The following is a 24,278-nucleotide window of genomic DNA, read 5'->3' as shown; positions in this document are numbered from 1 at the left end:
TTAAAGGATGTAGATTGAACTGCCATATTTGCGATAAACCAACAGCGTCATTTCAGCATGAAAAAACGGATATCACCTATTACTATTGTGAGGCTTGTCAGTACATCTTTAAATCACCTGAATACTACCAGGATCTCAGTACCCAAAAAGAACGATACAACCTTCATGAAAATGATGAAAATGATACAGGATACCAGGCGTATTTCCAGCGATTTATCGATTTTATACTTCCTTTAGTGAACCAACCGAAAACAGCGCTTGATTTTGGTTGTGGCAGAAGCTCTTTGCTCGCTTCACTACTTACAAAAGAAGGTATAGCGTGTGACTACTATGACCCTATCTATCATCCCGACACCTTAGAGGAGAAGAAAAAGTATGAGCTGATCGTCTCTACAGAAGTGTTTGAACACTTGCATCAGCCCAGAGAAGTATTTGAGAGTCTCCTGGAACGATTGGAAGAGGGCGGTTACCTGGCCATACAGACACAGTTTCACCCCAATGATGTAGAGGCGTTTAAAAAGTGGTATTACCATCAGGACCCGACACATATTGTCTTCTTTACTGCTCAGACTTTTAGAGTACTATGCAAAAAGTATGGTGTTGAAGTTATCGCTGATAACGGGAAAAATATGGTGTTGATGAGAAAAGCTTTACACTCACAGTCACTGCAAGTGTAAAAAAGTGTTAGAAGAGTGAGTACTCTTCTTGTATCGTATGTAACATACTTTTGTCTGCATTGTAGATGAATGCATAGTTATAGTGGATATTTTTGAGTAGCTCCTGCAGCTCTTCTTTTGTTGCAAACCAATACGGGTGGTCAATGCCGGGTACTTTGGTCTTAGGCGGTGTCATAACCACACTTTTGACCCACATATTACTTCTCATGACATATTCTCTTGCTTTGGTGATATCTGAGAGGTTGTCAGTAAATATTGCCACCTTATCACTCTTGCTTGCTTGTGTGCTTTTGAGTTTTCCATCTATAAATACCGGTGTAAAGTGTTTCGTATACTTTAGACGCTCCACTGAGTAGGTAAGTTCATGTGAGTCACAAAAGTCTATCACACGAAGGAGATACTCCAAATGGAATGGGATCAGCTCTTTTTCCTGATAGACAAATCCGCCTACCTTGAATGTCGTTCTAAAGAGTGTATCAAATACGGCATATCCATCCACCTCTTTATTAAGTTTAGGAATGTCAGGTTTGATAAGTTCTAGAAGTTCCTTGTCCGTTCCAACAAAAAGCGAACTTTCAGTGTTCAGAATCTGTTCAAAGGCCTTTCTCCAGTCATTTGATATGAAGGTAATGTTGGTCTTGTGCACAAGTATCATCTTCAAAAAGGTCATTTCATGTTCTGAAAGCAGATAGAATTCTGCTTCTTTTCTAATGATCACATAACGGATGAGTTTCATGGCTGCAAGCTGCAGATCTGAGACTTTGATCCAGGCTATTTCATCATCCTTTTTTACGATATTGTCATCGGCATAAACGATGGCATAGGCACCATTTGCGATGGCTTGGTCTATCTCTTCCTGATTTGAAGAGAAGAAAAGATCACCATGCTCTATTTTTGAATAGTAGACCGTTGCAGCCTCTATAGACTGGACCTTTGGAATATTCGTGAGTGTTCCCTCTGTGAGGTTTACAATATCTTCAATTTTCATACTTAACCTATAGGTGTTCCAGAAGTTTTCGGCTTCTCTGGACGTATCATACATAGACCATTCTCATCTTTGGCTGCAAGAAGCATACCTTCACTCTTGAGACCCATGAGTTTAGCTGGTTTAAGGTTCGCAACAACACAGACTTGTGTGTTGAGCATATCTTCAGCACTATACCACTCTTTGATACCTGCAACAACCTGTCTAGGCGCATCTTCACCGATATCGACTTGCAGTAAAAGAAGTTTTTTACTCTTTGGTACTTCCTCTGCTTTTACAACCGTACCGACTTTGAGAGAAGTTTGGAAGAATTGGTCTATTCCTATCAGTGCGATACCTTCTTCCTTCTTTTCTTCTTTAGGCGCTTCTTTTTTAGGTGCTTTCTCTTTCTCTTTGACATCAACAGGCTCTGCTTGTTCCAGTAAAGGCTCTTCTATACGAGGGAAAAGAGGGTCGATCTTTTCGAGTGTAAATGTTTCAAGAAGTTTGGTATCTTTTACCATACTGTTCCATGAAGCATTGTCTATAGTGAAGTGAAGGGCATTAGAGATCTTTTTACACACCTCAGGCATGACAGGAGAAAGCATGATCGACACTTTTGCAAGTATTGCCGCTATGAGTCCGTTAAGGGCCATCGCTTCTTCTTCTCTGCCTTCTTTCATCAATGTCCATGGCTGGTACATATCTATGGCTTTGTTCGCTACCGTGAGTGGTCTCCAAAGCTCTTCAAGGTATCTGTGTATCTGCATATCAAAAAGCAGTGGTTCCAAAGTGTCTAAAGCGGCATGGACTTCATCAAGTTCTGCCTGATAGTATTTGGATACATGTGCAGAGTCTACGGTACCGTTAAAGTATTTACCGCTCATTCCTATAAGACGGTTGAGCAGGTTTCCAAGGTCATTACCAAGGTCGGAATTGATACGGTCAATGAGCGCTTTTTGGCTAAAGTCACCGTCACCGCCGAATGGCACTTCTCTAAGCATAAAGTAACGGAAGTTGTCCAGTCCATAGGCATTTGCCACTTCTCTAGGGTTGACCACGTTCCCTTTGGACTTACTCATCTTCTCACCATCTCTTGTCCACCAACCATGTGCAGCAATGTGTGTCGGAAGAGGCAGGTCAAGGCTCATAAGAAATGCCGGCCAGTAGATGGCATGGAAACGTAAAATATCTTTACCTATAAGTTGAACACGTGCCGGCCAGTAGTCCATGTTCGCTTCATCTGTCCCATATCCAAGTGCCGTGACATAGTTCATCAGTGCATCAAGCCATACATACATCACGTGTTTAGGGTCATCCATCTCTTCTGGAAGTTTCACACCCCAGTCAAAACTTGTACGAGTAATGGAAAGATCCTGTAGTCCGCCTTCAACAAAACGGATCACTTCATTTCTTTTACTCTTAGGTAAAATGAAATTAGGGTGTTCTTCATAGTATTTAAGCAGTCTGTCCTCATATTTTGAGAGTTTGAAAAAGTAACTCTCTTCTTCTACTATAGTCGTGCTTTTACCACATTCTGGACAAAATTCATCATCAACCAATTGTATGGCAGGGAAGAAGGTTTCACATGAGATACAGTAGTGACCCTTATAGGTGTCTTTGTAGATATCACCATTTTCATGCATGATCGAAAAGGCTTTTTGAACACCTTTCATGTGGTCTGCGTCTGTAGTTCTGATAAATTTATCATAAGAGATGTCAAAATCATCCCAAAGGTTTTTAAAAGTAGCTGAGATCTCATCTGCATAAGCTTGGGTCGATTTTCCTCTTGCTTTTGCAGCTTCTTCTATTTTCTGACCGTGTTCATCCGTACCGGTAAGAAAAAAAGTATCCAATCCTGACATACGCGAGTAACGTGCAAGTGTGTCTGCAATGATGGTTGTATACGCATGACCGATATGAGCAATGTCGTTAACGTAGTAGATCGGAGTAGTAATGTAAGATTTTTTGTGACATGACATAGTATGTAGTTCCTTAAACAAATGAGTTTGTAGAGTAAAATTTGAATAAATATTCTAGCCAAATAGTGCTGTAATATGGATGATATTATAAAATAATATATCTAATGCTATAATAACCGTATGGAATAGAATGGGAGAGGGAAGATCTAAAAGGACAAGCATGGATAAAGATCCAACTGAAATATTAGATATCAAGAGCTTTTCAAAGAAAAAGACCTATAGTGCCGAAGAAAAACAACTCATTATGGATAGGTTGAATGAAGAAAGATTGATCCACCAAAGAGCAGAAGAGGAGCTCAAAGGTCAAAAAAGATCATTCACGGAAGAAGAAAAAAAGAAGATCTTAGCCAAGATCAATGAAAAAAGACTCAGTACCCAAAAACGTGAAGAGATCAAAAAGAAACGGCTTCACAATAAAAAGCGTTATAAGATCGGAAATAAAGAGTTCTATAAATTTAGAAATATGGAACGGGAATATTATATAGAAGTTGCGGATTGTGATAAGATAACAACAAGACCAAGTATTGTCACACTCTATTATAAATCTATCAGTGAATTTGAAATAAAAAAGAAAGATGTGCTCATTAAAACTGAAATATATTCAGATAAGTTCTTTATCTCATATGAGATTCATCGTGTCTATTTTAAAGGGTATGCTTTAGAAGATGAGAAGTAAAAAGAAGCAATGTATTATGTGTATATAGTAAAGTGTGCAGACGAGACACTTTATACGGGCATTGCCACAGAACTGGAACGCAGGATCGATGAGCACAACGGTTCGGACAAAGGGGCAAAATACACACGCGTAAGAAGACCCGTTAACTTGGTTTATAGTGAAGAATATGCAGATAGAAGTTCAGCCTCTAAACGTGAGTATGAGATCAAGAAGAAGATGAGCAGGGCAGAGAAGTTGAAGCTGATAGCTTCATCTTAGAACTCAAATCCTCCACCTGAACCTTTGCTCATACTGTCATAGACAGCCTGTACGTAGCTGTCACGTACCTCACAATCAAGCAGTTTTTCACAGCTCATACAGCTTTTGACCTGATGCTCTGACTGACAGGCTTCCAACTCGGATTTTTTCTGCTTCAGGGCGATCTGCCACTCATCGAGTATTTGATCTGACATTATACTTTCATCCCGTAGGCTTCTTTGAGTTTGTTTATTTCATAATTGGAACCGAAAAAACAAGGGCTTGTATCATGCGGATGAGCTGGTATCAATTCCATCAGTCGCACCCCTTCATTACTGATCGCCTGACCGCCAGCCTGTTCATACATGAAGGCAAAAGGGATCACTTCAAAAAGCTGTCTGAGTTTGCCGTTTGGTTTGTCTGATGTCCCAGGGTATGAGAAGATCCCGCCACCTTTTAAAAGTATCTGGTGAAGGTCCGGTACCATACCGCCAGAGTATCTAAGACGGTACCCCTCAGCAAAAAGACCATCTACAAATGTTTTATGGACTTTGCTCCAGTTCTGTTGTGTTCCGCCAGGCGCATTGAGTTTTCCTTTTTCATCCAATGAGATCTCGGAGATAAAGTTGAAAAGACCTTCCTGTGCTCTGTAATGTTTGGGTTTGGCATCTCTTGTTGCTGTCACAAGTTCAATACGCGGACCATAGACAACATAGGCAGAAGCTACAAGATTTTCAGCTTTCAGTTCACCTTCATAAATACCGAAGATAGACCCTACAGAGAGGTTGACATCTGCAAGACTTGAACCATCCAAAGGGTCATAACAGATCGTATATTTTCCTTCATCATGCAATGCCAAGACACCCTCTTTCTCCTCACTCACCAAAGCTTTGACAATCGAGACATTTTTAAAAGCCTCTTCTACAATATAGTCGCTTTTTACATCCAGCTTCAGTTGATCTTCACCCGATGTATTTTCTGTGTCACTATATCCCAGGTCTTCTGTTTTAATGGCGTGGTCAATTTTGATCGCAATTTTTTCAATGGTTTCAAATATGGTTAACATCTCTTATCCTCTTTTACTTTATAGTTGTTTTGCATGGGCATGGATCCACTCTATGATCTGATCTGTGTTATTTAGATCAAGTATATCGATACTCTCTGGCATCGTATAGGTTGCCATATCGATCGTATCATCAATCGCTATGGCTTCACTGCAGGAAAAATAACTTTCGTCGATCTTGTTTCTGAAAACAGCGATTCGCGGTAGTGGGAGTGTTTTCAGTCCTTCAACAAGTAATATATCAAAGTCATTGATCATGGCTACGATATCATCGAGTGTTTTTTCTCTCTGTGAGAAGTAGGTGGTCCGTGTAGGTGATGTAACAACAACTTCAGCACCTGTTTGTGAGAATTTATGGCTGTCTTTACCTTCTACATCAAAATGTGCTTTGTCTTTAGGGTCATTTTTTATGATGGCAACTTTACGTTCTTTTATCAATATTTTTGCAATTTTTTCTACAAGAGTGGTTTTCCCACTGTTTGAAGGACCGGTAAATGCAACAGCAACTCTTTTACTCACAGTATGATTTCCTTGAATGATGATTGAATGAATTATACATTAATCTTTATTGAATGTATGTTAAAATCCGTATGAATTACAAGGAGTACGCATGGTTAGGTCATGTTTATCGTTCATAGCCATAATGCTTCTTTTTGGCTGCACATCAAAACAAGAGACAGATTTGATCGCAAGCTATAGTGAAAAAATGACCTATCATAAGCAGTTACAAAAAACAGAAAAGACGCAACTCTATCAAAATAATGAGACCAAGGTCTTGTTGACTGCAACCTATCTTTATACTCCGAACTTTGAAAACAATGATACTCGAGATGAAGTTTTTATCGTAGGATTGTCTGTGGAAGATAAAGCATCAGGAGAGTTAAATGGTGAGGGAAATATCTTAACTCTAAATGGGAAAAGAGCTAAATCTATCCAAGCACTGAGCCACGAGGATGAACAGTTAAAGAAATTATCTTTTGTGACCCCTTGGAGCAGTTATTATCTCGTTACTTTTCCACATGAATCAAATAAAAAGATCACGCTTCTCTTTGAGAGTACCTTATACGGAAAAGGTGAGTTACACTTCGCCAAAGTGGCGAAATATGTATTGAGTAAAGAAGCGTTCTGATCGTAAATATCTTTGGTGTTACTTTCTGAACTTATCGGTTTCAGAAGGTGAAGCCAGCACTTTTAAGAGGGGAAAGATACGTGTGGTTACACCCAGTTTATTGAGATAGATGACATAATTTGCCAATACCTTTTTCCCATACTCTTTAGCTTCCTCATTTTCCATTTTTTCCATACTCATATAGGGTTCATAAGGACCTTTCCTAAAGTTATGCTTGTTGGTAATATGTCTTCTTGTAAAACCTATCCCTCCATTATACGCATAGGCAATAAAAAGAGGATGATAAAGGTACTTGGTAAGATAGTCAAGATGGAAGTCAGCATACTCTATGGCTTTGTAGGGATTGAATATGTCATCATAATCTATCTTTTCGCCTTTTTCCTTGGAGATATGTTCGATGAGAAATGGCATGAACTGCATCATACCCAATGCAAAGGAACGTGAGACAGAGGCCGGTACAAAGCGACTCTCTTGTCTTGCAATAGCATAGATAAGTGCTTGCCTTTCGGGAGTCATATGTTTCATGGCCTTGCGGTAAGGCATAGGAAAGTAAGACTGGGTATAGTTACATGCTTTGGCTTTGAGATAGGTATAGATTCCTATTGTCTCTTGTGATTTATGATCCTCTGCCAGATCATCCAGATCCACACCTGAATTCATCTTCTGTTTCACTTTGGCCCAATCGATCGGATCTTCGATATCAAACCCCCATGTACTGCTTTTCCATAGGGATTCAGTGATTGTTTTAGGGTATCTCCCGTTGATGGTATCCGCTGCCATTAAGGTATAGATATTGACATCACAGCTTTCACGTAACATTTCTAGATATTTATCCTCTTTTGTGCTCAAATAGAGCCAGAAGAGAGACTTGTCTATGTCATAGCGCTGAAGATAGTTGTTACGGGCATCCTCAAAATAATCGGCTGCCTGCTTAGGTTTTCTCTGCTGCATCAAAGCAAGACCATGTTTGAAACTTTTGTGGGCATTGCTTCTTCTTCTCCAGTTTTTGTTTGTTTCTCCGGTTGCGACTATCTTTGGAAGTTCAATCGTTGACCCGGTTCTATTTTTGTAGGCCGTTCGAAGCTTTGTATTGAGCCTGCTTGCTTCATAGATGACCTTTTTGGCTTCAGCAGCTGTGGTGGTGATCTGTGAAAGAAAACGCCAGATATAGTAATCTTTTTCTATACTTTTTGGCATCTTGTGTATCTGTTCGTAGGTGAACGTTTTTGCCTGTAGTGTGGATGTACCCATAGAGAGTACAAGCAGCAATAAAATCAAAAGAAATTTCAGGTGCATTGATTATCCGAGTACAGCACGCATCATAAAGTTATCGATCAGTTGTAGACCTAAGATCACAACCAAAGGCGAAAGATCAATACCTGAAAATACAACAAAGGGCATTTTACGTCTGATGAAGTTTAGGACAGGTTCAGTTAGACGGTAGAGTACCTGTACGATAGGATTGTAAGGATCAGGTCGTACAAAACTCAGTAATGCAGCAATGATCACTATCCAGATATAAAGGTTCAGTACAGTGTGGATCGTTTGTACAATGGCGTATATAAGTGCATTCATGATGCTACCTCCAGTAAATATGGTTTAATAAGCGGATAGATCTCGGAGAGTTCAGGTCCATGCTCAGCACCCGTCAGGATGAGTCTCAGCGGGGTGAAGAAATCTTCTCCTTCCAGTCCGCTCTCTTTCAGAATGTGTGCTTTAAATGCGTTAAAGTCATTGATCATAGGAGCATTTTGGATGATATCTTCCATCGTGTGCATCTGGGCACTCCATTTACCTTCAAAATTCTTAGGTGCAAAGATCGGTTTGATCTTTGATTCAAGTTCGTTAATGGTACATGCTTCCTGAAGGTAGAGTTTGGCGAGTTTTCCGATATCTGCATCTGCAAAGCCAAAGAGTGTAGAAAGACGTTTGTCATCCATCTGCTTAAGGTGTTCTGCGTTGATAGAACGGAGTGTGTCTATGTCAAATATTACAGGTGACTTGGAAAGTCTACTCAAGTCAAACCATTTTAATGCCTCAGGCATGGTGAAGATCTCTGATGGTGTTTGATTGCCAAGCAGTATCAGGTAGTTAGCGATCGCATCGGGAATGAATCCATGTTCAAATAGCCACTTGACCGAGCTGGCATCATCATTTGTACTCATTTTCTTACCCTCGGCATTAAGAATCATAGGCAGATGTGTATAGTCTGCCTGCTGCTCATATCCAAGGAGCGTTTTGATATGTATTTGTTTAGGCGTGTTTGAGAGTTGATCTTCACTACGGATGACGAGGCTGATCCCTGAGATCATATCATCACAGGCACAGGCAAAGTCATAGGTTGGTGTACCGTCAGCATTTAAAATGACAAAAGAGTCTACTTCATCGGCTGGAGTTTCGATATCCCCCTTGATCAGGTCGTGAGTGATGATAGGTGCATCCGGAGCCTTGATACGCACGACAAACGGTATTTTCTCTTCTTTGAGCTTATGAAGCTCTTCCGCACCCATAGCAGAGCACCGACCACTGTAGCGGTAAGGTACCTTGTTATATTTTGCCTCTTCTTGCTCTTCATTAAGCTGCTCAGGGGTACAGGTACAGATGAACGCTTTTTTCTCTTCAAGGAGTCTGATCGCCAGTGTCTGGTGTATATGGAGGTTTTCACTTTGGTGAGAGACGCTGTCGTGAGGCAGTGCAAACTTCTCAATGATATCCATGATCTCCGTATCTTTGCCGGTAATGTTCCGTTCTTTGTCAAGGTCTTCGATACGTACAATGAAGTTGACATCTTTTTGTTTGGCTACCATGTAGTTAAACAGTGCTATACGAAGGTCTTCTATAGACATATCACCGGTCGGTGATGGGGCAAATCTAAGCATTTATCCTACTCCAAAAACTGTGCGTTTATAAGAGTGTAATTATAGTGGGTTTAATTTATAACTGTTTTAAAGAGCGATAGTATTGCTAGGCTTTTTTCTTTAGGAAACATCTCTCGTGATACAAGCTGCCATTTCTCTGAAGCTAAAACACTGTATCTAAGATGAGATAAGCTCTAATTAGATAAAATACAACTTTAAAATCAAAAGGTTTAATAAGAATGAGTGAGAGCAAAGATTTTTTACGTACGATAGTTGAAGAGGACTTAGCATCAGGCAAGTATCAAGAGATTCATACAAGATTTCCTCCGGAGCCCAATGGCTTCCCGCATATCGGACACGCCAAATCCATCGCTATAAATTTTGGTATTGCCCGTGATTATCATGGTCGCTGTAACCTTAGAATGGATGATACCAATCCAACGACAGAAGACACGAAATATGTTGAAGCACTCAAAGATGCTGTACAGTGGCTTGGGTTTGAATGGGATAATAGTGTGCGTTATACTTCTGATTATTTCCCTGAACTTTACAATTATGCTGTTGAACTGATTAAAATGGGCAAGGCATACGTTGACAGTCTTAGTGAAGAGGAGATCCGTGAATATCGCGGTACGGTCACTGAACCTGGAAAACGAAGTAAATACGCCGAGCGTTCTGTTGAAGAGAACCTGGACCTTTTGGAGAGAATGAAAAACGGTGAGTTCAAAGACGGTGAACACGTACTTAGAGCTAAGATCGATATGGCAGCAGCCAATATGAAAATGAGAGATCCGCTTTTATATCGTATCAGACATGCACATCATTATAGAGCAGGGGATAAATGGCATATTTACCCGATGTATGACTTTGGTCACTGCCTCTCTGACTATATTGAGGGGATTACACACTCTATCTGTACCTTGGAGTTTGAAAACAACCGTGATATTTATGATTGGGTACTTGATACGCTTGGGCTTAAGTCGCCAAGACCGTATCAGCATGAGTTTGCAAGACTTGCAATCAACTATACAGTGATGAGTAAGAGAAAGCTTTTAGAATTAGTGAATGAAGGAAGAGTGAGCGGTTGGGATGACCCTAGAATGCCTACGATCGCGGGATATAGAAGAAGAGGGTATACACCAGAGTCTATTCTAAACTTCTGTGATCAAATAGGTATAGCCAAAGCAAACTCAACAGTAGATGTTTCACAACTTGAGTTTTGTATAAGAGATGATCTCAATACAAAAGTGCCTCGTGTCATGTGTGTACTGGACCCGCTCAAAGTCACCATTGAGAATTATGAGGGGGCAGAAGAACTCGATGCACCATACTACCCGCATGATGTGCCTAAAGAGGGTTCAAGAAAGATACCTTTTTCAAGAGAGATTTATATTGAGCGTGATGACTTTATGGAAAACCCTCCAAAAGGGTACTACCGTCTTACACCAGAACAACCGGTAAGACTTAGACATGCCTATATCATCACTTGCAAGGAAGTGATTAAAGATGCTGATGGCAATATCATAGAGATAAAAGCAGCGTATTATCCGGATTCCAAAAGTGGTGCTGATACCAGTGGTATCAAGGTGAAAAGTGCGATTCAGTGGGTTGATGTAGAGAAAGCTAAAAAAGTTGAACTGAGACTCTATGACAGACTCTTTAAAGATGAAGCGCCTGAAGGGTTGGAAGATATCAATCCAGACTCTTTAAAAGTGGTCAAAAATGCGCTTATCGAGCCTGCTGTCATCACAGACAAACCTGATGAGCGATTCCAGTTTGAAAGACAGGGGTATTTCTATGCTGATCCTATAGACTATACGGATGAAACACCGGTGTTCAATAAAATCGTCGGTCTGAAAGACTCTTGGAGCAAAAAGACCAAAGCAGCTGAAAGCGCAACTAAAAATGAGCGTAAACCTCAAGCTAAAAAGGTACAAATTGATGGTGAAGTAGAGCCTATGAGTGAAGCTGAACAGGCACTGTTTGATAAGTATACAGGTGAGCTTCAACTCAATAGTATGGTTGCTGATATTTTAGCTAGAGATACGCAACTCTCTTCTTTTTATGAAGAGGCTTTATCTATAAACAATAGTCCTGTCACTATCGCAAATATCGTGGCCAATGAAGTAGCCAGAGAGTTTAAAGAGAAGCAGGCAGATGAACTAAGATTTGACGCAAAACAGATAGCTGAGCTTGTAAAGATGGTCGATGATGGGACTATTTCAAGTAAAATTGCCAAACAAGTATTTGAGGAGATGAGTAAGAACGGAGAAGACCCTGTACAGATCGTTGAAGCTAAAGGGCTTGTACAAATAAGCGACCCTTCACAGATTGCACCTATCATTGATGAGGTCATTGCGAAAAATCCAGATAATGTTGAAAAATTCAAAGCAGGAAATACGAAATTGTTAGGCTTTTTTGTAGGACAAGTACTCAAAGCCACAGGGGGCAAAGCAAACCCTCAAGTGGTCAATGAACTAGTGGCTGAGAAGTTGAAGTAATAAAAGAACGAAAACAACTCATTAAACACTTCTTAGTTTAAGAGGCTGTTCCCCTCGTTACACCTCGCATGAGGTGCAAAAGGATGCATATGAACCATATAATTGACCTGACCATTAAACCGCAATATATCAAAAACTACAAGAACGGATACCCTTTGATCTCAAAAGAGTTTATAGTTGATTGGGACAAACTAAAAACAGAAGGAACGATCGTTAACCTACTTGATGATAGAAAAAAGTTTATCGCTAAAGGGTATTACGGTATTCAAAACAAAGGGCATGGTTGGATACTCTCCTGTAACAAAGAGGAAAAGATTGATGTTGCGTATTTCAGTAAGAAGATAAAAGCGGCTCTCCAATACCGAAACGATCTCTACAATGATAAAAACACTACAGCGTTCAGGGTATTTAACGGTGAAGGCGATGGTGTAGGTGGCTTAACGATAGATTATTTTGACGGCTTCTATCTGGTGACCTGGTATAGTTTAGGTATTCATGCTTTTAAAGAAGATATCTTGACAGCACTGAAATCTCAAGTAGCATATAAAGGGATCTATCAGAAAAAAAGATTTGATGCCAAAGGCCAATACCTTGATGACGCTGATGATTTTGTGTGTGGCGAGAGAGGTGAATTCCCTTTAGTCGTGAAAGAGAATGGTGCAAAATTCGCTATCTATCTGGATGACGGGCCTATGGTCGGGGTATTTTTAGACCAAAGGGAAGTGAGAAAAAAAATTCGTGATTGCTATGCCAAAGGGAAAACGGTACTGAATACCTTCTCTTACACAGGAGCCTTTTCTGTGTTTGCCGCTTTGGGCGGTGCAACCAAGACCACCAGTGTGGACCTGGCCAAAAGAAGCCGCAGTAAAACACAAGAACAGTTTATGCTCAACAACATCGATGTGGATGCACATGATATCATCGTTGAAGATGTCTTCAATTACTTTAAGTATGCTGTCAAGAAAGAATTATTATTCGACATGGTGGTCTTGGACCCGCCTAGTTTTGCAAGGTCAAAAAAACATACCTTCTCTGTGGCAAAAGACTATGTCAAACTGCTTAAAGAGGCGATACAGATAACAAATAAGGATGGGGTGATCGTTGCATCGACGAATTATGCGAACTTGAAGATGGGTAAATTCAAAGAGTTTATAGACAAGGCATTTAAAGAGCTGGGGGGAAAGTACAAGATAGAACATACGTTTTCTCTACCCAAAGATTTCAGGGTCATGGAAAAATTTAAAGAGGGAGATTACTTAAAAGTAGTATTCATCAGGAAAGTAGCATAAGTGCTATAATGTGATAAAAATAATGCTTGTTAATTATTTTATGTTATTATAGTAACCCAAAATTTGAATTAAAACGAGTACAAAAGAGTGTGTCTTATCAATATCAAGGATAAAAGATGCAAAAAAAATTTTTTTTAGTACTTTTTTCTTATCTTTCCCTTCTCTATGGAGATGTACAGTTAAAGGTACTTGACCTTTCAGACTCACACTATGAAATCGGTGAATCGATGCTTGAGTATGAGGATACGACTGCGAAGATGACATTATCCGAGATACGCCATCTTCCTTCCAAAGATTTTATACCACTCAACAGACCCGTAGCAAGCCATCCCTTTACAAATTCAGCATTTTGGTATCAGTTCAAAGTGATCAATAAAGAAGAGACACCACTATCCAGACTGATCATCTTTGAACCGGCCTGGCTTGACTCCGTGACCTTCACTGTCATATCTCCAAAAGGAGAAGTCAAGACCTATCAGGGCGGGAATACCTATCCTTATTCAAAAAGAGCACTCGATCACTATCTTATCAATTTTGAACCACTGTTTGAACCGGGTATTTCTACCGTGTATGTTCAAGTGAAAACAAGAGATCCTTTTATTGTTGCGTTGTCTGTCATGGATAAAGCAGCATTTTTAGCCGAACAGGTTGATGCGTCGATGTATATCGGTTTGGTGTATGGTGGTATTGTTGCCATGCTCTTCTATAATCTTTTTCTCTATTTTGGTGTGAAAGCCCGTTATTATGCTTATTATGTACTCTTCCTGGTTGCCTTTTTTGCGATGAATGCTTCTTATAACGGCTATACTTTTATGTACCTCTTCCCTCATTGGCCTACTGTGCAAAATTGGGCACAGTCCACCTCTATCTACTTTTATGTGGTGGCTGCACTGCTTTTTGCAAGATCATTTTTAAACTTTGTGAAATACCATCATACCTTGTACATCATCACAACGATTCTGATCTTTGGTATTGTCGGGGTTGCAGTGCTCTCAGCTATGATCGGTGGCTATCATTATCATGTGATGCTTGCTATCATATCCATACTGTTGATCAGTGTCTATCTCTTTGGTATCGCACTGTATAGTCTACTCACGGGTAATCATTCAGCTCGATTTTTTCTTCTTGGAACTGCCAGTGGTCTGATCGGTGCTTTTATTACTGCGCTGACGGTCATGTCTTATATTCCGTATACCTATCTGACCTATAAGGCCAATGACATTGGTATGTATATCGATGTGATTCTGCTCTCTATGGCACTGGCTGATCGTATGAAAATGACACAGGAGAAAAGGCTCATCGCTGAAAAAGAGGCAAAAACAGATATCTTAACAGGACTCTATAACCGTAGAGCCTATTATGAGATCTCACATAAAGAGTTTAACCGTCTCTTACGGCACAATAGATGTCTATCGATCATTATGTTTGATATCGATCATTTTAAAGAGATCAATGATACGTATGGACATGACGCAGGAGACAATGTATTGAAAGTAGTAGCAAATATCGTAAAAGGTGTGATCAGGGAATATGATTATGCTTTTAGAATGGGCGGTGATGAGTTTTTGGTTTTATTGCCTGAAACCAATGAGAAACAAGCCTTGTTCCTTGCTGAACGTATCAGAAAAAGAGTAGCAACTAAAAAGTTTATTGAGAAGGATGAGAAGTTCTACATTACAGCCAGTTTTGGTATCAGCCAATATAATCATATTGAAAGAAGCATAGAGACTATTGTAAAAAGGGCTGATAAAGCCCTTTACCATGTCAAAGAGAGCGGTAGAAATAGGGTGAAAGCATTAGATAAATTTATCAGAGTGTGAGTGCAGAAAGATAAAACCCTACAATCTCGTACCCTATGAAGCCAAATAATAATCTAAAGTAAAGGTCATATCTTCATCCAGATCCAGATTCGCTCTCATCCATGTAATATAGCCTCTGTCTTCATTTACGACTTCAGCGATCTCTCTGTCTTTGTATTTCCCGAACTTGAAGGTTTTCATCATCACAGGGGTTTGGGTGAGTTTAGCCAGTTTTTGCATGGGGTTTATACCTGCAAATTTCTCTTGTGTTAGACGTACCAGTTTTGAAAGCAGCAATTTCATGACAAGTACATCACCTATCGCATCATGTGCTTTGATAGTGATACCAAGTTTTTGCGCTTCTGCCTCTTCGATCTGATAGAGTTCAAGTGCGTAGCGCAGATACTGCAGTCTGTGATTGGGACTGTCAGGAAGCAGGTGCTTGGCACATCGGAGTGTGTCTATCAGGGTGTAGTGGTTTTTAAACCCTTCTTTTTCCAGCATACCCAGATCAAAAGCAATATTATGTGCGATAAGATAATTCTCTTTTTGGTTGAACTGCTGTAATTTGAGTGCAAAATCGGTTTCATCGTAAAGTCCTTTGTCTTTGATGAGCTCCGGTGTGATGTTATGTACTTCCATCGCTTCTACAGTGATGGGTACAGGCGCCTGGCACAGTTCATCCAACACTTCGATCTCATCTTTACTGTGTACGATCATTGCACCTACCTGTATAATGCGGTCAGGTTCTTGATTTCCTGTGGTTTCTGTATCGAAAAGTACGTATATTGCCATGCTTTATCCTTGAATGATGTAGATAGATAGTATCGTATTTTATCTAACAACCCCAACCCTAAATGACAAATGGTATAATACTGCATATTATAGCTTCAATTACAGGACACACCATGGCCAAACACTTTACTTCGATCATCTCCAGTGCATTTGGAAAGTTCGCTTCTAAAGCATTTCCCTCACCGATACAACACTTTATTAACAATGGATATGTAAAACTTATGGGACTTGATATGAGTGAGTTCAAAGAGCCTAGTGCATACCCGACACTGAACAAACTCTTTACAAGGGCTTTTGAAACTCCTAGAGCCTTGCCTGAAGATAAAGATGCTCTGATATCCGGTGTGGATGCACTCATTACGGATGCAGGGATGATCAAAGATGGTAAAGCCTATCAGATCAAAGGAATGAGTTACTCTATTGAAAAGCTTTTTGGTACCTACCATCAGGATGCGGTCAGTAAAGTAGAAGGAGGAGAGTTCATCAATTTTTATCTCTCTCCCAAAGATTACCATCGCTATCATATGCCGATGAGACTCAAGGTAAAATCATTGACACATATCCCGGGTAAACACTATCCTGTGAATTTCCCGTTACTCCGTCATAAAGTGGACCTCTTCATTGAAAATGAAAGAGTGATCATAGAGTGTGAAGATGAGAAGGGAAGAACACAGGTACTGGTACTTGTGGCTGCACTCAATGTAGGTCAAATGGTCGTAACTTTTGAGGAAAAAGTGAGAACTAACTCAGAGATAAGAGAACCGGTGCATTATGAATATGAAGATTTTTGGGTCGAGAGAGGAGAATTCTATGGCTGGTTTGAGATGGGCTCGACGATCTTGACCTTTTCAGAAAAAGGGAGTATATTCCCGGAAGTAGCGATCAATCAAAAAGTAAAATTTACTGATATTTTAGGTAAAGTATTATAGAAGATTACAAATAAAGGGGAGAAAGTATGAAAATTAAAGAGATAGAAGAGTATGCACAGGTCCGTGCGAAAGCAAGAGCATACCTTTGTTATATCATAGGAAGACATATTTCTCAAACGATTATCAATGGTGATATTTCTACAGTACTTGCAAAGTTAGAACCGCTTCATGAGAGTATCCCTACTGCAGAGGCGATTTATGCACTGGATGGTAAAGGTATACAGATCACTGAAAATATCTCTAAGGATAAAAAGCTTCAGGGGATTGGTAAAGGTGAGGATAGAAGTGATAGGGCTTATTACTATAAAACGCAAAGAGAACATCGTTGTACCTTAACAGAACCATACCCGTCGAATTTAAGTAATACGATGGTTGTCACTGCATCATTTCCAATCGTAGATGAAAATGATAATTTGATCAGTATTATTTGCGTAGATATCTCTTTGGCAAATATTTTACGGATGGTGCATCCAAGCTCTATCGACTCATATTCTGGAAAATTAAGTAAAATTGCCTATACTGCATTCTCTTTAGCACTGGCAGGTGTATCACTGTTACTCTTTGTCAAAGGTGTGACAGCATTCTTGCATTTTGGTGTTGATTTTACTGCGATTGATATTAATGAGATGTTTAAAGCCACGATCCTTTTGACCCTCTCTTTGGCTATTTTCGATCTGGTCAAAGCAATATTTGAGGAAGAAGTTTTGGGTAAGGAGAAAAAAGGGGCCACCGGCGAGGGACATCAGACAATGATTCGTTTTTTAGGCTCCATTATCATTGCACTGTCCATTGAAGCCTTGATGCTGGTATTTAAGTTTGCACTCACAGATCCGGCCCAGCTTGTGTATGCGGTCTATCTCATTTCCGGTGTTGCATTACTTCTAGTGAGCCTTTCTGTCTATGTGAAGTTCATACAGCCAAGACTTAAAGATACGGAAAAGATGAACTAGTGGATAAAAAACTGATCATTTTTGATATGGATGGCACCTTGGTCAACTCTTCATTGACCATAGCCAATGCGATCAATTATGTTCGAAAAAACCTGGGTTTTGAACCCATGGCACAAGAGTATATTTTAAGATTGGTCAATGACCATACGATCAATCCTGCACAAACCTTTTACCATGCAAAAGCCTTTGACCGGGACCATGAAAAATGGTTTTCGGAGTACTATACGAAAAACCATGCAAGCGAATTGGTACTCTATGAGGGTATCAAAGAGCTGCTTGATACGCTGAAAGGCAAAGGACACGATCTTGCTGTAGCGACCAATGCTTACAGGGGTTCAACCATAGAATCACTGACCCACCTAGAGGTCTATGAGCATTTTGATGCAATCGCCTGTTATGATGATGTCCCGCAAGGAAAACCACACCCGGACATGCTTCACAAAATACTGGATCAACTAGGTCATAGCAGCCATCAGGCACTTTTTATTGGTGACGGTCCACGTGATGCGTTGGCAAGCCAAAGGGCAGAGATAGACTATATTATGGTGGACTGGGGTTTTACAGACCATACCGATGCTGTGCGCAGTGTCGATGAACTGCATGCCTTACTACTACGTTAAACCTTCATCTTTTAGAGAACTTGTCTTTTAAAAACAGTATCAATGCTGTCGTTAACGCAATACCTGATACGATCAAAAAAAGACCTTGAATCCCATAGATGTGTACAATAGGCTGTAAGAGAAGCGGAGAAGAAAACTGTCCTAGAAAGAAGCTTGATGCAAGTACGCCTGAAGCTTTCCCTCTTTTCTGAGCAGGTACTTTCGCAAGAAACCATGAGTTGGTATTGACAAGGATCAGGCCAAATCCTATACCAATGAACGCTGTACTATAAAAAAGTTGTGCAATAGTGTGGGCTTGAGAAATGATGAAGAGGCCTGTGCCAAAAAAAATAAATGTCATAATATAGATATGGACATAAGAGAACCTCGCTTTCAGTTTGGCATACTGTCTCGAGGTAAGAGCATTGAAGATCATCGCTGTAGCAATGACCAATCCTATAGTACTTGGTTTGCCATGTAAAGTCTCTATAATGAGATAAGGCAGTTGGGTAGGCAGCATATAAAAAAGTACCATGGCAAAAAAAGCAGTGAGATATATAGGCCAGAGTTTGGCCTCTAGCTCCATATCACTTTCAACATGTGTATGTTTCTCAGGCTCATGGAGAGCGGTAAGCAGCAGAGGTAGAAAGAAGAGGGGTAAGATGTAGATAGCAAAAGGGTAGGACCAATGAAGTTGCGCAAGTAGACCTCCGGCTGTAATAAACAGGATCCCTCCTAGTGCTACGGCCATCCCCTGAACAGACATAAATTTATGCCGTGCCATTTCATCCAGATAATCACCTATGAGTGCGGTAGAACTGGTCATAAGCAGTGCAACAGCTATACCTAGAACCGCCCGACCGGCAAGAATGGCATAGAAGTTCTCAAGATAAAATCCCGAACTTCCACCCAGTACAAAGAGGATGATCCCTGTATAGAGTGGTTTTAATCTGCCAAATTTATCTACAATGATCCCGGCTATTGGAGCAAAAAGTGCAATGATGATGGAAGGAATGGTCAACATCAGTTTTGAAAGAAATTCGATATGAGGAAGATCACTGAATGTTTGACTAATGAGGGGAAGAGAAGAGACAACAGTGATGCCGGACATCACACCCATCGTTGCGATCAAGAGTAGAGAGATCTGAATCTTCTTATTTATAGTTTTAGACATGGAAAGCTTTATTAGGTAATTTATCGTTAAAATCAATTATATCCTCTTTTTAATGTTGGTATATTGAGTTGATGGCGTACTATAATTCAGATTTTGCTATATTACGCAAAAAATGCAAAGAGGAAATCCAATGTCAAAAACCCTCATCACCGATCTCTTTTCTCTCCTTCTTATAGGGATAGCTTTTCTGGTGCCATCTGTCTATTATGAGATGCTCCTGTTTACAGGATTATTTGCACTCTCAGGAGCCATTACTAATCAACTTGCTATTCATATGTTATTTGAAAAGGTACCATTACTATATGGCTCCGGGGTGATAGAAAAAAACTTTACGGCTTTCAAAGCGTCTATCCGTGAGATGATGATGAAACAGTTCTTTAGTAAAGAGCAGCTGGGAGATTTTTTTGCAAAAGAAGAAGAGAATATAGATCTGACTCCTTTGGTCGAAGGTGCAGACTTTTCTCCTGCTTTTGATGCACTCTCTAAAACGGTGATGGAGTCGAAATTCGGTGGCGCTATCGCAATGTTCGGTGGTGAAGCAGCATTAGAAGGTTTACGTGATCCTTTTTCACGCAAGCTCAAGAGTGCTGTAAGTGCCATCGTTTCTTCTTCTGCTTTTAAGGCACAACTTGACCATCATATACAAAGCTCAACCTTGAGTGAAGATATGATCGATTCAGTAGAAACATTGATCACAAAAAGATTGGATGAACTGACACCAAAAATGGTGAAAGAACTGGTACAAGATCTGATCAAGGAACATTTAGGATGGCTTGTGGTGTGGGGCGGTGTTTTCGGTGGCCTTATAGGAGTGGTAACATCATTTTTGATCTGAGATCTCTCAAACTCAGGTTAGAATGGCTTAATGGAAAAACAGTATAATAATTACTATCATAATTTTCCGGAGATACCATTTTGCCCTTCATAAAGATCCTCTTGACCCTTTTTACGCTTATTTCCATGGCAAACGCCAAGAATTATTTTAAAACACATGATGATATGTGTGACGGTACCCAAACCATACAATGTACAAATGATTTTAACACTGTACGGAATCTTCAAATTGCACTGAATAGAGATAAACACATCAATGCGAAACTCAAGGTTGACGGTAGATGGGGAGAGAAGACAAAAGAAGCGGTTATCGCTTTTCAAACGTATTATGGGCTGACTCATACAGATGGCTGGGTAGGAAAAGAAACCAAATCCAAACTTGATAAAATTTCTAAAAATATCAAATTCCCTAAAGATAAACAAGTCAAACATGTAAAATTGATGAAGTATAACAACTATGCTGACTTTAGAAAACACACAAACTTGAGAAAAAGTTACAGTATCTATGAAGATAAAAAACTGCTCAGTAAAGCAAATGGAAGAAATACAAAATTAAAAGTAGATATCTCAGAGCAAAGAATAAGGCTTTATGTCGATGATAAAGTAGCACTTTGTGCACCTTGTACGACTGGGGCCAAAAGAAAGCTTGAACCTAATACTGGGATCATCCGAAATCAAAGTACACCCAAAGGGACATTTTGTATCAAGGAGAAGATAGCAGATAAGCGTTCTACTATCTTTGGTAAAATGTATCGGGGCAAGAAGTTGGTCTACAAAGGTGACAGAAGAAAATATAAAGGTAAAAAAGCCAAATATGTAGGTGCATCACTTAAGAATTGGATGCGGCTTACAAGTGGTGGTATCGGTCTTCATGCAAGTAAATATGTGAAACGGTATCCTGGAAGCAATGGGTGTATCAGACTTCCTTATAAAGTATCAAAAACCATTTTTAACAAGGTACGTAAAGGTACACCGGTCAGTATCGTAAACTGATCTCAAATGGACTAATCTAAAAGTTTTTATCTCAAACCGCTGCTTTCTTTTTAGCGACCATAGACGTTTTCATCGTTCTGTACCCTTGGTAGTCTTCATCCCAAAACTCAGGTAGTTGTAAAAGTTCACATGTTTCATCAAAAGTGGCTTCTAGTTCACCTTCATTCAGAAGAAAAGCAGGATTGGATGTGGTACGCTCATTGTCAGGATGATGTAAAAAGGTTTCCATCAGAATGATACCGTTGGGCTTAAGAGCATCTATCATCTGTGGGAAGAGTCTACGCTCTAGAAAATAGGTACAGATAATAAGGTCATATTTCTCTTTGGGGAGGGTATAGGTATCAAAATCCACTTCTTTTGCATGGATATGAGGGATGTTCTGAAGCTGATCTATAGCCACAGAAGAGATATCAAGTGCATCGACCTCAAATCCTTTGGAAGCAAGATATCTGCTATGCCTTCCCATACCGCAGGCTATGTCAAGTGCCTCTAGTCCTGGAGCCAGTGAAGCATAGTCACTGACAAGTTTGATGGGTTCATCTGGCATTGGCTTGTTTCGCCATTTTTCATCCCAACGTTCTTTATCCTCTTGTGCCATAGCTGCCCTTTTTCTTTGAAGTCTCTTTTGGTATTATTCTATCAAAATTATGAATAAGTTTTATGAGACTCAGTTAAATTTGTATCAGGGAGATGAAATGTCAGAGCGCAATACACTAACCTTTATATCTTGGAATGTGAACGGTATCAGGGCGGTAGAGAAGAAAGAGGCACTCAAGTGGATCGATGAAGAAAATGTGGATTTTTTGGGGCTGCAGGAGATCAAAGCAGAAGCAGATCAGATCCCTGAGACTATCTTTGAGAGGGAATACAAATTTCAAAGTATCAACTCATCATCAAATAAAGGACAGTCAGGTGTAGCACTCTATACAGATATCAAGGGTGAAGCATCTTGTTGTTCGCATGTGGATATCTTGGATGAAGGACGCATCAATGAATACCACTTTGGAGATATCGCCTATTTCAATGTCTATTTCCCCAATGGACAGCGTGACGATGAGCGTTTGGAGTACAAAATGGCATTTTATGACCGTTTCTTAGAGCATATCAATACCTTAAGGGATGAAGGTAAGTCCATTATTGTATGCGGTGATGTCAATACAGCCCACAAAGAGTTCGACCTCGCCCGACCTAAAGCCAATGAAAAGACCTCCGGTTTTTTACCGATGGAACGGGAATGGCTAGACAAACTCCTCAGCAATGGCTATATCGATACCTTTAGACATGTAAAAGGCGATGAAACAGACCGTTACAGCTGGTGGAGTTACAGAGCGGGAGCCAGGGGCAAAAACGTGGGGTGGAGGATCGATTATTTCTTTGTTTCAGATGATCTCAAAGAGAGGATCGTCGATGCGGATATCCTGGATCATATTATGGGAAGTGACCACTGTCCTGTGAAGTTGGTTTTGAAGGTTTAGCTTTACCCTTTGGTCAAATGCCATCCAGAGCTATAAGGACATCTATAAACACTAAGCTGTAATTGTTTTTCCTTGGATAGTGTAGCTATCTGCTCTTTGGCAGATACTTCAGAGTCATAAAGGTCTTTGATCTCTCCATGACTGTCTCTGCAGGTACATACTTCCTTTTTTTGTACAGTGAGGTCAACTTGGAGTTCTTGAGACTTTTTTATCTGTTCCATATGCCCATTCAGTTCATGAAGGCTCTGAACATTAAAGTATTTTAATATTTGATCTTCTGAGAGGTGGGCCAGGTGAGGGTGGCTTTTTTGGAGGTGTTTGAGTATCTCTTCGTTTTTTACTAGTTCACTTTTGATAGTTTGAAGGGATTTTTTTAAGTGCATCACATGGTAGAGCGGGATCTACTCTATCTCTCCCGTATAGTAAAACTCATCCAAACCTTCTAGAAAGGCCATGAGCAGTTCATCAGAGCATGCCTTAAAGTTCTTATGCCCTTCTTTTCGAAAAAGGGAAGCGAGTTGCTGTTTGCTGAGTTCAACATCTGCTAGACCAAAGATGATCTCTGTCTCTGCTTCTTTGAGTTCCAGAGCGATACGAAGCTTTTTGAGTATGAGGTTGTTGGTCAGCTCTACCGCTTCCTCATCATTTTGTTTTTTCGGAGATGGACCTCTTTTAAGTGTGACCATTCCATCTAAGAATACACCTAACTCTTCATAACTGGCCGGTATGAAATCTTTGTCTTGACGGCGTTTGAGAAGAGACTCCAAATGTGAAGCATCCATAGGAAAGTCTTCAAGCCTATAGGCTTCTAACATCTCTTCTGTTGTTAAATTCAGTGCTTTTTGTATACGGTAGAGTATTTCATTTGTATTGATCTGCATTATTTTTTACCTGCTTCCTGGGCAAGGGCGGCTAATGCTATTTTAGCTTTTGTCAGTATGTTTAAACAATTTTTGTCTTTAACATTGTGTTTTAATGACCAGTATTCCGGATTGGTATAAATAAAGCTTGTTTCACCCTCATAGTTCGTAGTAACAAGTATGCGAAGAGGCAGGTCCAAGCCCATAGAAGGGTTACAGTTCATCAGAACCGTTCCCATCTTTGGATTACCGAAGACCACAACCGTTTCAGGTTTCAAATTCATATTGACATTTCTTGCATTGGCTCTATGATCCATGGTACTGAAATGGGTAAGCCCTTGATCCATGATGAGTTTTTCCAGTCTGGCTACTGAAGTAGTGTGATCATTTTCACTTTTTACTGTTTCAAGAAAGGTACCTTTTTTACTATCACAGCCAACTAAAGCAAACCCGATCAATCCAATGAATAGTAATTTTCTCATCATGGTCCTTTA

27 protein-coding genes are annotated in these 24,278 nt (G+C 40.0%); 13 read left to right on the top strand and 14 right to left on the bottom strand.

The window, feature by feature from the left end; all coding sequences use genetic code 11:
• Positions 1–14 precede the first annotated feature (14 nt).
• Positions 15–677 (top strand): class I SAM-dependent methyltransferase, encoded by a 663-nt coding sequence (locus tag PF327_RS10515; protein ID WP_289402534.1) that lies wholly within the window; start codon positions 15–17, stop codon positions 675–677.
• A gap of 7 nt (positions 678–684) precedes the next feature.
• Here PF327_RS10515 and PF327_RS10510 read toward each other — a convergent pair whose 3' ends face one another.
• Together PF327_RS10510 and metG are read right to left on the bottom strand one after the other, a co-directional pair.
• Positions 685–1,665: a hypothetical protein gene (locus PF327_RS10510; RefSeq protein ID WP_289402533.1), complete on the bottom strand. Its 981-nt coding sequence runs from the start codon at positions 1,663–1,665 to the stop codon at positions 685–687.
• 2 nt (positions 1,666–1,667) lie between these two features.
• Positions 1,668–3,623, bottom strand: a complete 1,956-nt coding sequence (metG, locus tag PF327_RS10505; RefSeq protein ID WP_434481333.1) for a methionine--tRNA ligase — start codon at positions 3,621–3,623, stop codon at positions 1,668–1,670.
• A 160-nt stretch (positions 3,624–3,783) separates the two neighbouring features.
• Here metG and PF327_RS10500 point away from each other — a divergent pair, with 160 nt between their 5' ends.
• Positions 3,784–4,299 (top strand): hypothetical protein, encoded by a 516-nt coding sequence (locus tag PF327_RS10500; protein WP_289402531.1) that lies wholly within the window; start codon positions 3,784–3,786, stop codon positions 4,297–4,299.
• A 9-nt stretch (positions 4,300–4,308) separates the two neighbouring features.
• Complete coding sequence (locus PF327_RS10495; RefSeq protein WP_008243368.1) at positions 4,309–4,557, top strand: GIY-YIG nuclease family protein; 249 nt, start codon at positions 4,309–4,311, stop codon at positions 4,555–4,557.
• Here the strand turns inward: PF327_RS10495 and PF327_RS10490 are convergent.
• Genes PF327_RS10490 through mobB form a run of 3 tightly spaced genes read right to left on the bottom strand, consistent with a single transcriptional unit; the run spans position 4,554 to position 6,118 of the window.
• Complete coding sequence (locus PF327_RS10490) at positions 4,554–4,751, bottom strand: hypothetical protein (protein WP_008243367.1); 198 nt, start codon at positions 4,749–4,751, stop codon at positions 4,554–4,556. The two genes, PF327_RS10495 and PF327_RS10490, sit on opposite strands and share 4 nt — an antisense overlap.
• The gene (locus PF327_RS10485; protein WP_008243365.1) at positions 4,751–5,602 is read right to left on the bottom strand and encodes a class 1 fructose-bisphosphatase; all 852 of its coding nucleotides are present in this window, start codon (positions 5,600–5,602) and stop codon (positions 4,751–4,753) included. The genes PF327_RS10490 and PF327_RS10485 overlap by 1 nt, the downstream gene beginning before the upstream one ends.
• Before the next feature lie 18 nt (positions 5,603–5,620).
• Positions 5,621–6,118: a molybdopterin-guanine dinucleotide biosynthesis protein B gene (gene mobB, locus PF327_RS10480; protein ID WP_289402529.1), complete on the bottom strand. Its 498-nt coding sequence runs from the start codon at positions 6,116–6,118 to the stop codon at positions 5,621–5,623.
• Positions 6,119–6,209: 91 nt separating this feature from the next.
• On the opposite strand from mobB, the gene PF327_RS10475 reads away from it, so the two are divergent.
• A complete protein-coding gene (locus PF327_RS10475; protein ID WP_289402528.1) occupies positions 6,210–6,728 on the top strand; it encodes a hypothetical protein in 519 nt (172 codons plus the stop codon).
• Between the two features lie 18 nt (positions 6,729–6,746).
• Here PF327_RS10475 and PF327_RS10470 read toward each other — a convergent pair whose 3' ends face one another.
• The 3 genes from PF327_RS10470 to gltX are packed head-to-tail and all read right to left on the bottom strand — an operon-like array spanning position 6,747 to position 9,607.
• Positions 6,747–8,024, bottom strand: coding sequence for a transglycosylase SLT domain-containing protein (locus tag PF327_RS10470; RefSeq protein WP_008243362.1), 1,278 nt, complete (start codon positions 8,022–8,024; stop codon positions 6,747–6,749).
• A 3-nt stretch (positions 8,025–8,027) separates the two neighbouring features.
• Entirely contained in the window at positions 8,028–8,303 is a 276-nt protein-coding gene (locus tag PF327_RS10465; protein ID WP_008243361.1) for a YggT family protein, read from the bottom strand.
• The gene (gene gltX, locus PF327_RS10460) at positions 8,300–9,607 is read right to left on the bottom strand and encodes a glutamate--tRNA ligase (protein ID WP_289402526.1); all 1,308 of its coding nucleotides are present in this window, start codon (positions 9,605–9,607) and stop codon (positions 8,300–8,302) included. The genes PF327_RS10465 and gltX overlap by 4 nt, the downstream gene beginning before the upstream one ends.
• A gap of 218 nt (positions 9,608–9,825) precedes the next feature.
• Here gltX and PF327_RS10455 point away from each other — a divergent pair, with 218 nt between their 5' ends.
• The 3 genes from PF327_RS10455 (at position 9,826) to PF327_RS10445 (ending at position 15,196) form a co-directional block, all read left to right on the top strand.
• A complete protein-coding gene (locus tag PF327_RS10455; protein WP_289402525.1) occupies positions 9,826–12,087 on the top strand; it encodes a glutamine--tRNA ligase/YqeY domain fusion protein in 2,262 nt (753 codons plus the stop codon).
• Positions 12,088–12,176: 89 nt separating this feature from the next.
• The gene (locus PF327_RS10450) at positions 12,177–13,376 is read left to right on the top strand and encodes a class I SAM-dependent rRNA methyltransferase (RefSeq protein WP_289402524.1); all 1,200 of its coding nucleotides are present in this window, start codon (positions 12,177–12,179) and stop codon (positions 13,374–13,376) included.
• 116 nt (positions 13,377–13,492) lie between these two features.
• Complete coding sequence (locus tag PF327_RS10445) at positions 13,493–15,196, top strand: sensor domain-containing diguanylate cyclase (protein ID WP_289402523.1); 1,704 nt, start codon at positions 13,493–13,495, stop codon at positions 15,194–15,196.
• A 33-nt stretch (positions 15,197–15,229) separates the two neighbouring features.
• On the opposite strand, the gene PF327_RS10440 is transcribed toward PF327_RS10445, so the two are convergent.
• On the bottom strand, positions 15,230–15,970 hold the full coding sequence (locus tag PF327_RS10440; RefSeq protein ID WP_289402522.1) for a 3'-5' exonuclease: 741 nt from the start codon (positions 15,968–15,970) through the stop codon (positions 15,230–15,232).
• 113 nt (positions 15,971–16,083) lie between these two features.
• On the opposite strand from PF327_RS10440, the gene PF327_RS10435 reads away from it, so the two are divergent.
• The 3 genes from PF327_RS10435 to PF327_RS10425 are packed head-to-tail and all read left to right on the top strand — an operon-like array spanning position 16,084 to position 18,469.
• Entirely contained in the window at positions 16,084–16,899 is an 816-nt protein-coding gene (locus tag PF327_RS10435; protein ID WP_289402521.1) for a phosphatidylserine decarboxylase, read from the top strand.
• Between the two features lie 26 nt (positions 16,900–16,925).
• A complete protein-coding gene (locus PF327_RS10430; protein WP_008243347.1) occupies positions 16,926–17,849 on the top strand; it encodes a PDC sensor domain-containing protein in 924 nt (307 codons plus the stop codon).
• Positions 17,849–18,469, top strand: a complete 621-nt coding sequence (locus PF327_RS10425) for an HAD family hydrolase (protein WP_289402520.1) — start codon at positions 17,849–17,851, stop codon at positions 18,467–18,469. The genes PF327_RS10430 and PF327_RS10425 overlap by 1 nt, the downstream gene beginning before the upstream one ends.
• A gap of 4 nt (positions 18,470–18,473) precedes the next feature.
• Here the strand turns inward: PF327_RS10425 and PF327_RS10420 are convergent, their stop codons facing one another.
• Positions 18,474–19,622: an MFS transporter gene (locus tag PF327_RS10420; RefSeq protein WP_289402519.1), complete on the bottom strand. Its 1,149-nt coding sequence runs from the start codon at positions 19,620–19,622 to the stop codon at positions 18,474–18,476.
• A gap of 130 nt (positions 19,623–19,752) precedes the next feature.
• Between PF327_RS10420 and PF327_RS10415 the strand changes: the two genes are divergently transcribed.
• Positions 19,753–20,457, top strand: coding sequence for a DUF445 domain-containing protein (locus tag PF327_RS10415; protein WP_289402518.1), 705 nt, complete (start codon positions 19,753–19,755; stop codon positions 20,455–20,457).
• 101 nt (positions 20,458–20,558) lie between these two features.
• Positions 20,559–21,449 carry a L,D-transpeptidase family protein gene (locus tag PF327_RS10410; RefSeq protein WP_289402516.1) on the top strand — a complete coding sequence of 297 codons (891 nt, stop codon included), beginning with the start codon at positions 20,559–20,561 and terminating at the stop codon, positions 21,447–21,449.
• A 31-nt stretch (positions 21,450–21,480) separates the two neighbouring features.
• On the opposite strand, the gene PF327_RS10405 is transcribed toward PF327_RS10410, so the two are convergent.
• Positions 21,481–22,047 (bottom strand): class I SAM-dependent methyltransferase, encoded by a 567-nt coding sequence (locus tag PF327_RS10405; protein WP_289402515.1) that lies wholly within the window; start codon positions 22,045–22,047, stop codon positions 21,481–21,483.
• 97 nt (positions 22,048–22,144) lie between these two features.
• On the opposite strand from PF327_RS10405, the gene PF327_RS10400 reads away from it, so the two are divergent.
• On the top strand, positions 22,145–22,924 hold the full coding sequence (locus PF327_RS10400; RefSeq protein ID WP_289402514.1) for an exodeoxyribonuclease III: 780 nt from the start codon (positions 22,145–22,147) through the stop codon (positions 22,922–22,924).
• A gap of 2 nt (positions 22,925–22,926) precedes the next feature.
• Here PF327_RS10400 and PF327_RS10395 read toward each other — a convergent pair whose 3' ends face one another.
• Genes PF327_RS10395 through PF327_RS10385 form a run of 3 tightly spaced genes read right to left on the bottom strand, consistent with a single transcriptional unit; the run spans position 22,927 to position 24,266 of the window.
• Positions 22,927–23,310: a hypothetical protein gene (locus PF327_RS10395; protein ID WP_289402512.1), complete on the bottom strand. Its 384-nt coding sequence runs from the start codon at positions 23,308–23,310 to the stop codon at positions 22,927–22,929.
• A 15-nt stretch (positions 23,311–23,325) separates the two neighbouring features.
• Positions 23,326–23,805, bottom strand: coding sequence for a YehS family protein (locus PF327_RS10390; RefSeq protein WP_008243336.1), 480 nt, complete (start codon positions 23,803–23,805; stop codon positions 23,326–23,328).
• A complete protein-coding gene (locus PF327_RS10385) occupies positions 23,805–24,266 on the bottom strand; it encodes a DUF302 domain-containing protein (RefSeq protein WP_289402511.1) in 462 nt (153 codons plus the stop codon). The genes PF327_RS10390 and PF327_RS10385 overlap by 1 nt, the downstream gene beginning before the upstream one ends.
• Positions 24,267–24,278: the final 12 nt, after the last annotated feature.

The sequence above is a fragment of the Sulfurovum xiamenensis genome (assembly GCF_030347995.1).
Classification (GTDB): domain Bacteria; phylum Campylobacterota; class Campylobacteria; order Campylobacterales; family Sulfurovaceae; genus Sulfurovum; species Sulfurovum xiamenensis.
The sequence above is the reverse complement of the archived record's forward strand: the minus strand, read 5'-3'. Positions and strand labels throughout refer to the sequence as shown.

Bases quoted from the DNA above. Each gene is read 5' to 3' on its own strand.
- PF327_RS10510 (WP_289402533.1), bottom strand. From the start codon at position 1,665: ATGAAAATTGAAGATATTGTAAACCTCACAGAGGGAACACTCACGAAT.
- metG (WP_434481333.1), bottom strand. From the start codon at position 3,623: ATGTCATGTCACAAAAAATCTTACATTACTACTCCGATCTACTACGTT.
- PF327_RS10500 (WP_289402531.1), top strand. From the start codon at position 3,784: ATGGATAAAGATCCAACTGAAATATTAGATATCAAGAGCTTTTCAAAG.
- PF327_RS10495 (WP_008243368.1), top strand. From the start codon at position 4,309: ATGTATTATGTGTATATAGTAAAGTGTGCAGACGAGACACTTTATACG.
- PF327_RS10490 (WP_008243367.1), bottom strand. From the start codon at position 4,751: ATGTCAGATCAAATACTCGATGAGTGGCAGATCGCCCTGAAGCAGAAA.
- PF327_RS10485 (WP_008243365.1), bottom strand. From the start codon at position 5,602: ATGTTAACCATATTTGAAACCATTGAAAAAATTGCGATCAAAATTGAC.
- PF327_RS10475 (WP_289402528.1), top strand. From the start codon at position 6,210: ATGGTTAGGTCATGTTTATCGTTCATAGCCATAATGCTTCTTTTTGGC.
- PF327_RS10470 (WP_008243362.1), bottom strand. From the start codon at position 8,024: ATGCACCTGAAATTTCTTTTGATTTTATTGCTGCTTGTACTCTCTATG.
- PF327_RS10465 (WP_008243361.1), bottom strand. From the start codon at position 8,303: ATGAATGCACTTATATACGCCATTGTACAAACGATCCACACTGTACTG.
- gltX (WP_289402526.1), bottom strand. From the start codon at position 9,607: ATGCTTAGATTTGCCCCATCACCGACCGGTGATATGTCTATAGAAGAC.
- PF327_RS10455 (WP_289402525.1), top strand. From the start codon at position 9,826: ATGAGTGAGAGCAAAGATTTTTTACGTACGATAGTTGAAGAGGACTTA.
- PF327_RS10450 (WP_289402524.1), top strand. From the start codon at position 12,177: ATGAACCATATAATTGACCTGACCATTAAACCGCAATATATCAAAAAC.
- PF327_RS10445 (WP_289402523.1), top strand. From the start codon at position 13,493: ATGCAAAAAAAATTTTTTTTAGTACTTTTTTCTTATCTTTCCCTTCTC.
- PF327_RS10440 (WP_289402522.1), bottom strand. From the start codon at position 15,970: ATGGCAATATACGTACTTTTCGATACAGAAACCACAGGAAATCAAGAA.
- PF327_RS10435 (WP_289402521.1), top strand. From the start codon at position 16,084: ATGGCCAAACACTTTACTTCGATCATCTCCAGTGCATTTGGAAAGTTC.
- PF327_RS10430 (WP_008243347.1), top strand. From the start codon at position 16,926: ATGAAAATTAAAGAGATAGAAGAGTATGCACAGGTCCGTGCGAAAGCA.
- PF327_RS10420 (WP_289402519.1), bottom strand. From the start codon at position 19,622: ATGTCTAAAACTATAAATAAGAAGATTCAGATCTCTCTACTCTTGATC.
- PF327_RS10415 (WP_289402518.1), top strand. From the start codon at position 19,753: ATGTCAAAAACCCTCATCACCGATCTCTTTTCTCTCCTTCTTATAGGG.
- PF327_RS10405 (WP_289402515.1), bottom strand. From the start codon at position 22,047: ATGGCACAAGAGGATAAAGAACGTTGGGATGAAAAATGGCGAAACAAG.
- PF327_RS10400 (WP_289402514.1), top strand. From the start codon at position 22,145: ATGTCAGAGCGCAATACACTAACCTTTATATCTTGGAATGTGAACGGT.
- PF327_RS10390 (WP_008243336.1), bottom strand. From the start codon at position 23,805: ATGCAGATCAATACAAATGAAATACTCTACCGTATACAAAAAGCACTG.
- PF327_RS10385 (WP_289402511.1), bottom strand. From the start codon at position 24,266: ATGAGAAAATTACTATTCATTGGATTGATCGGGTTTGCTTTAGTTGGC.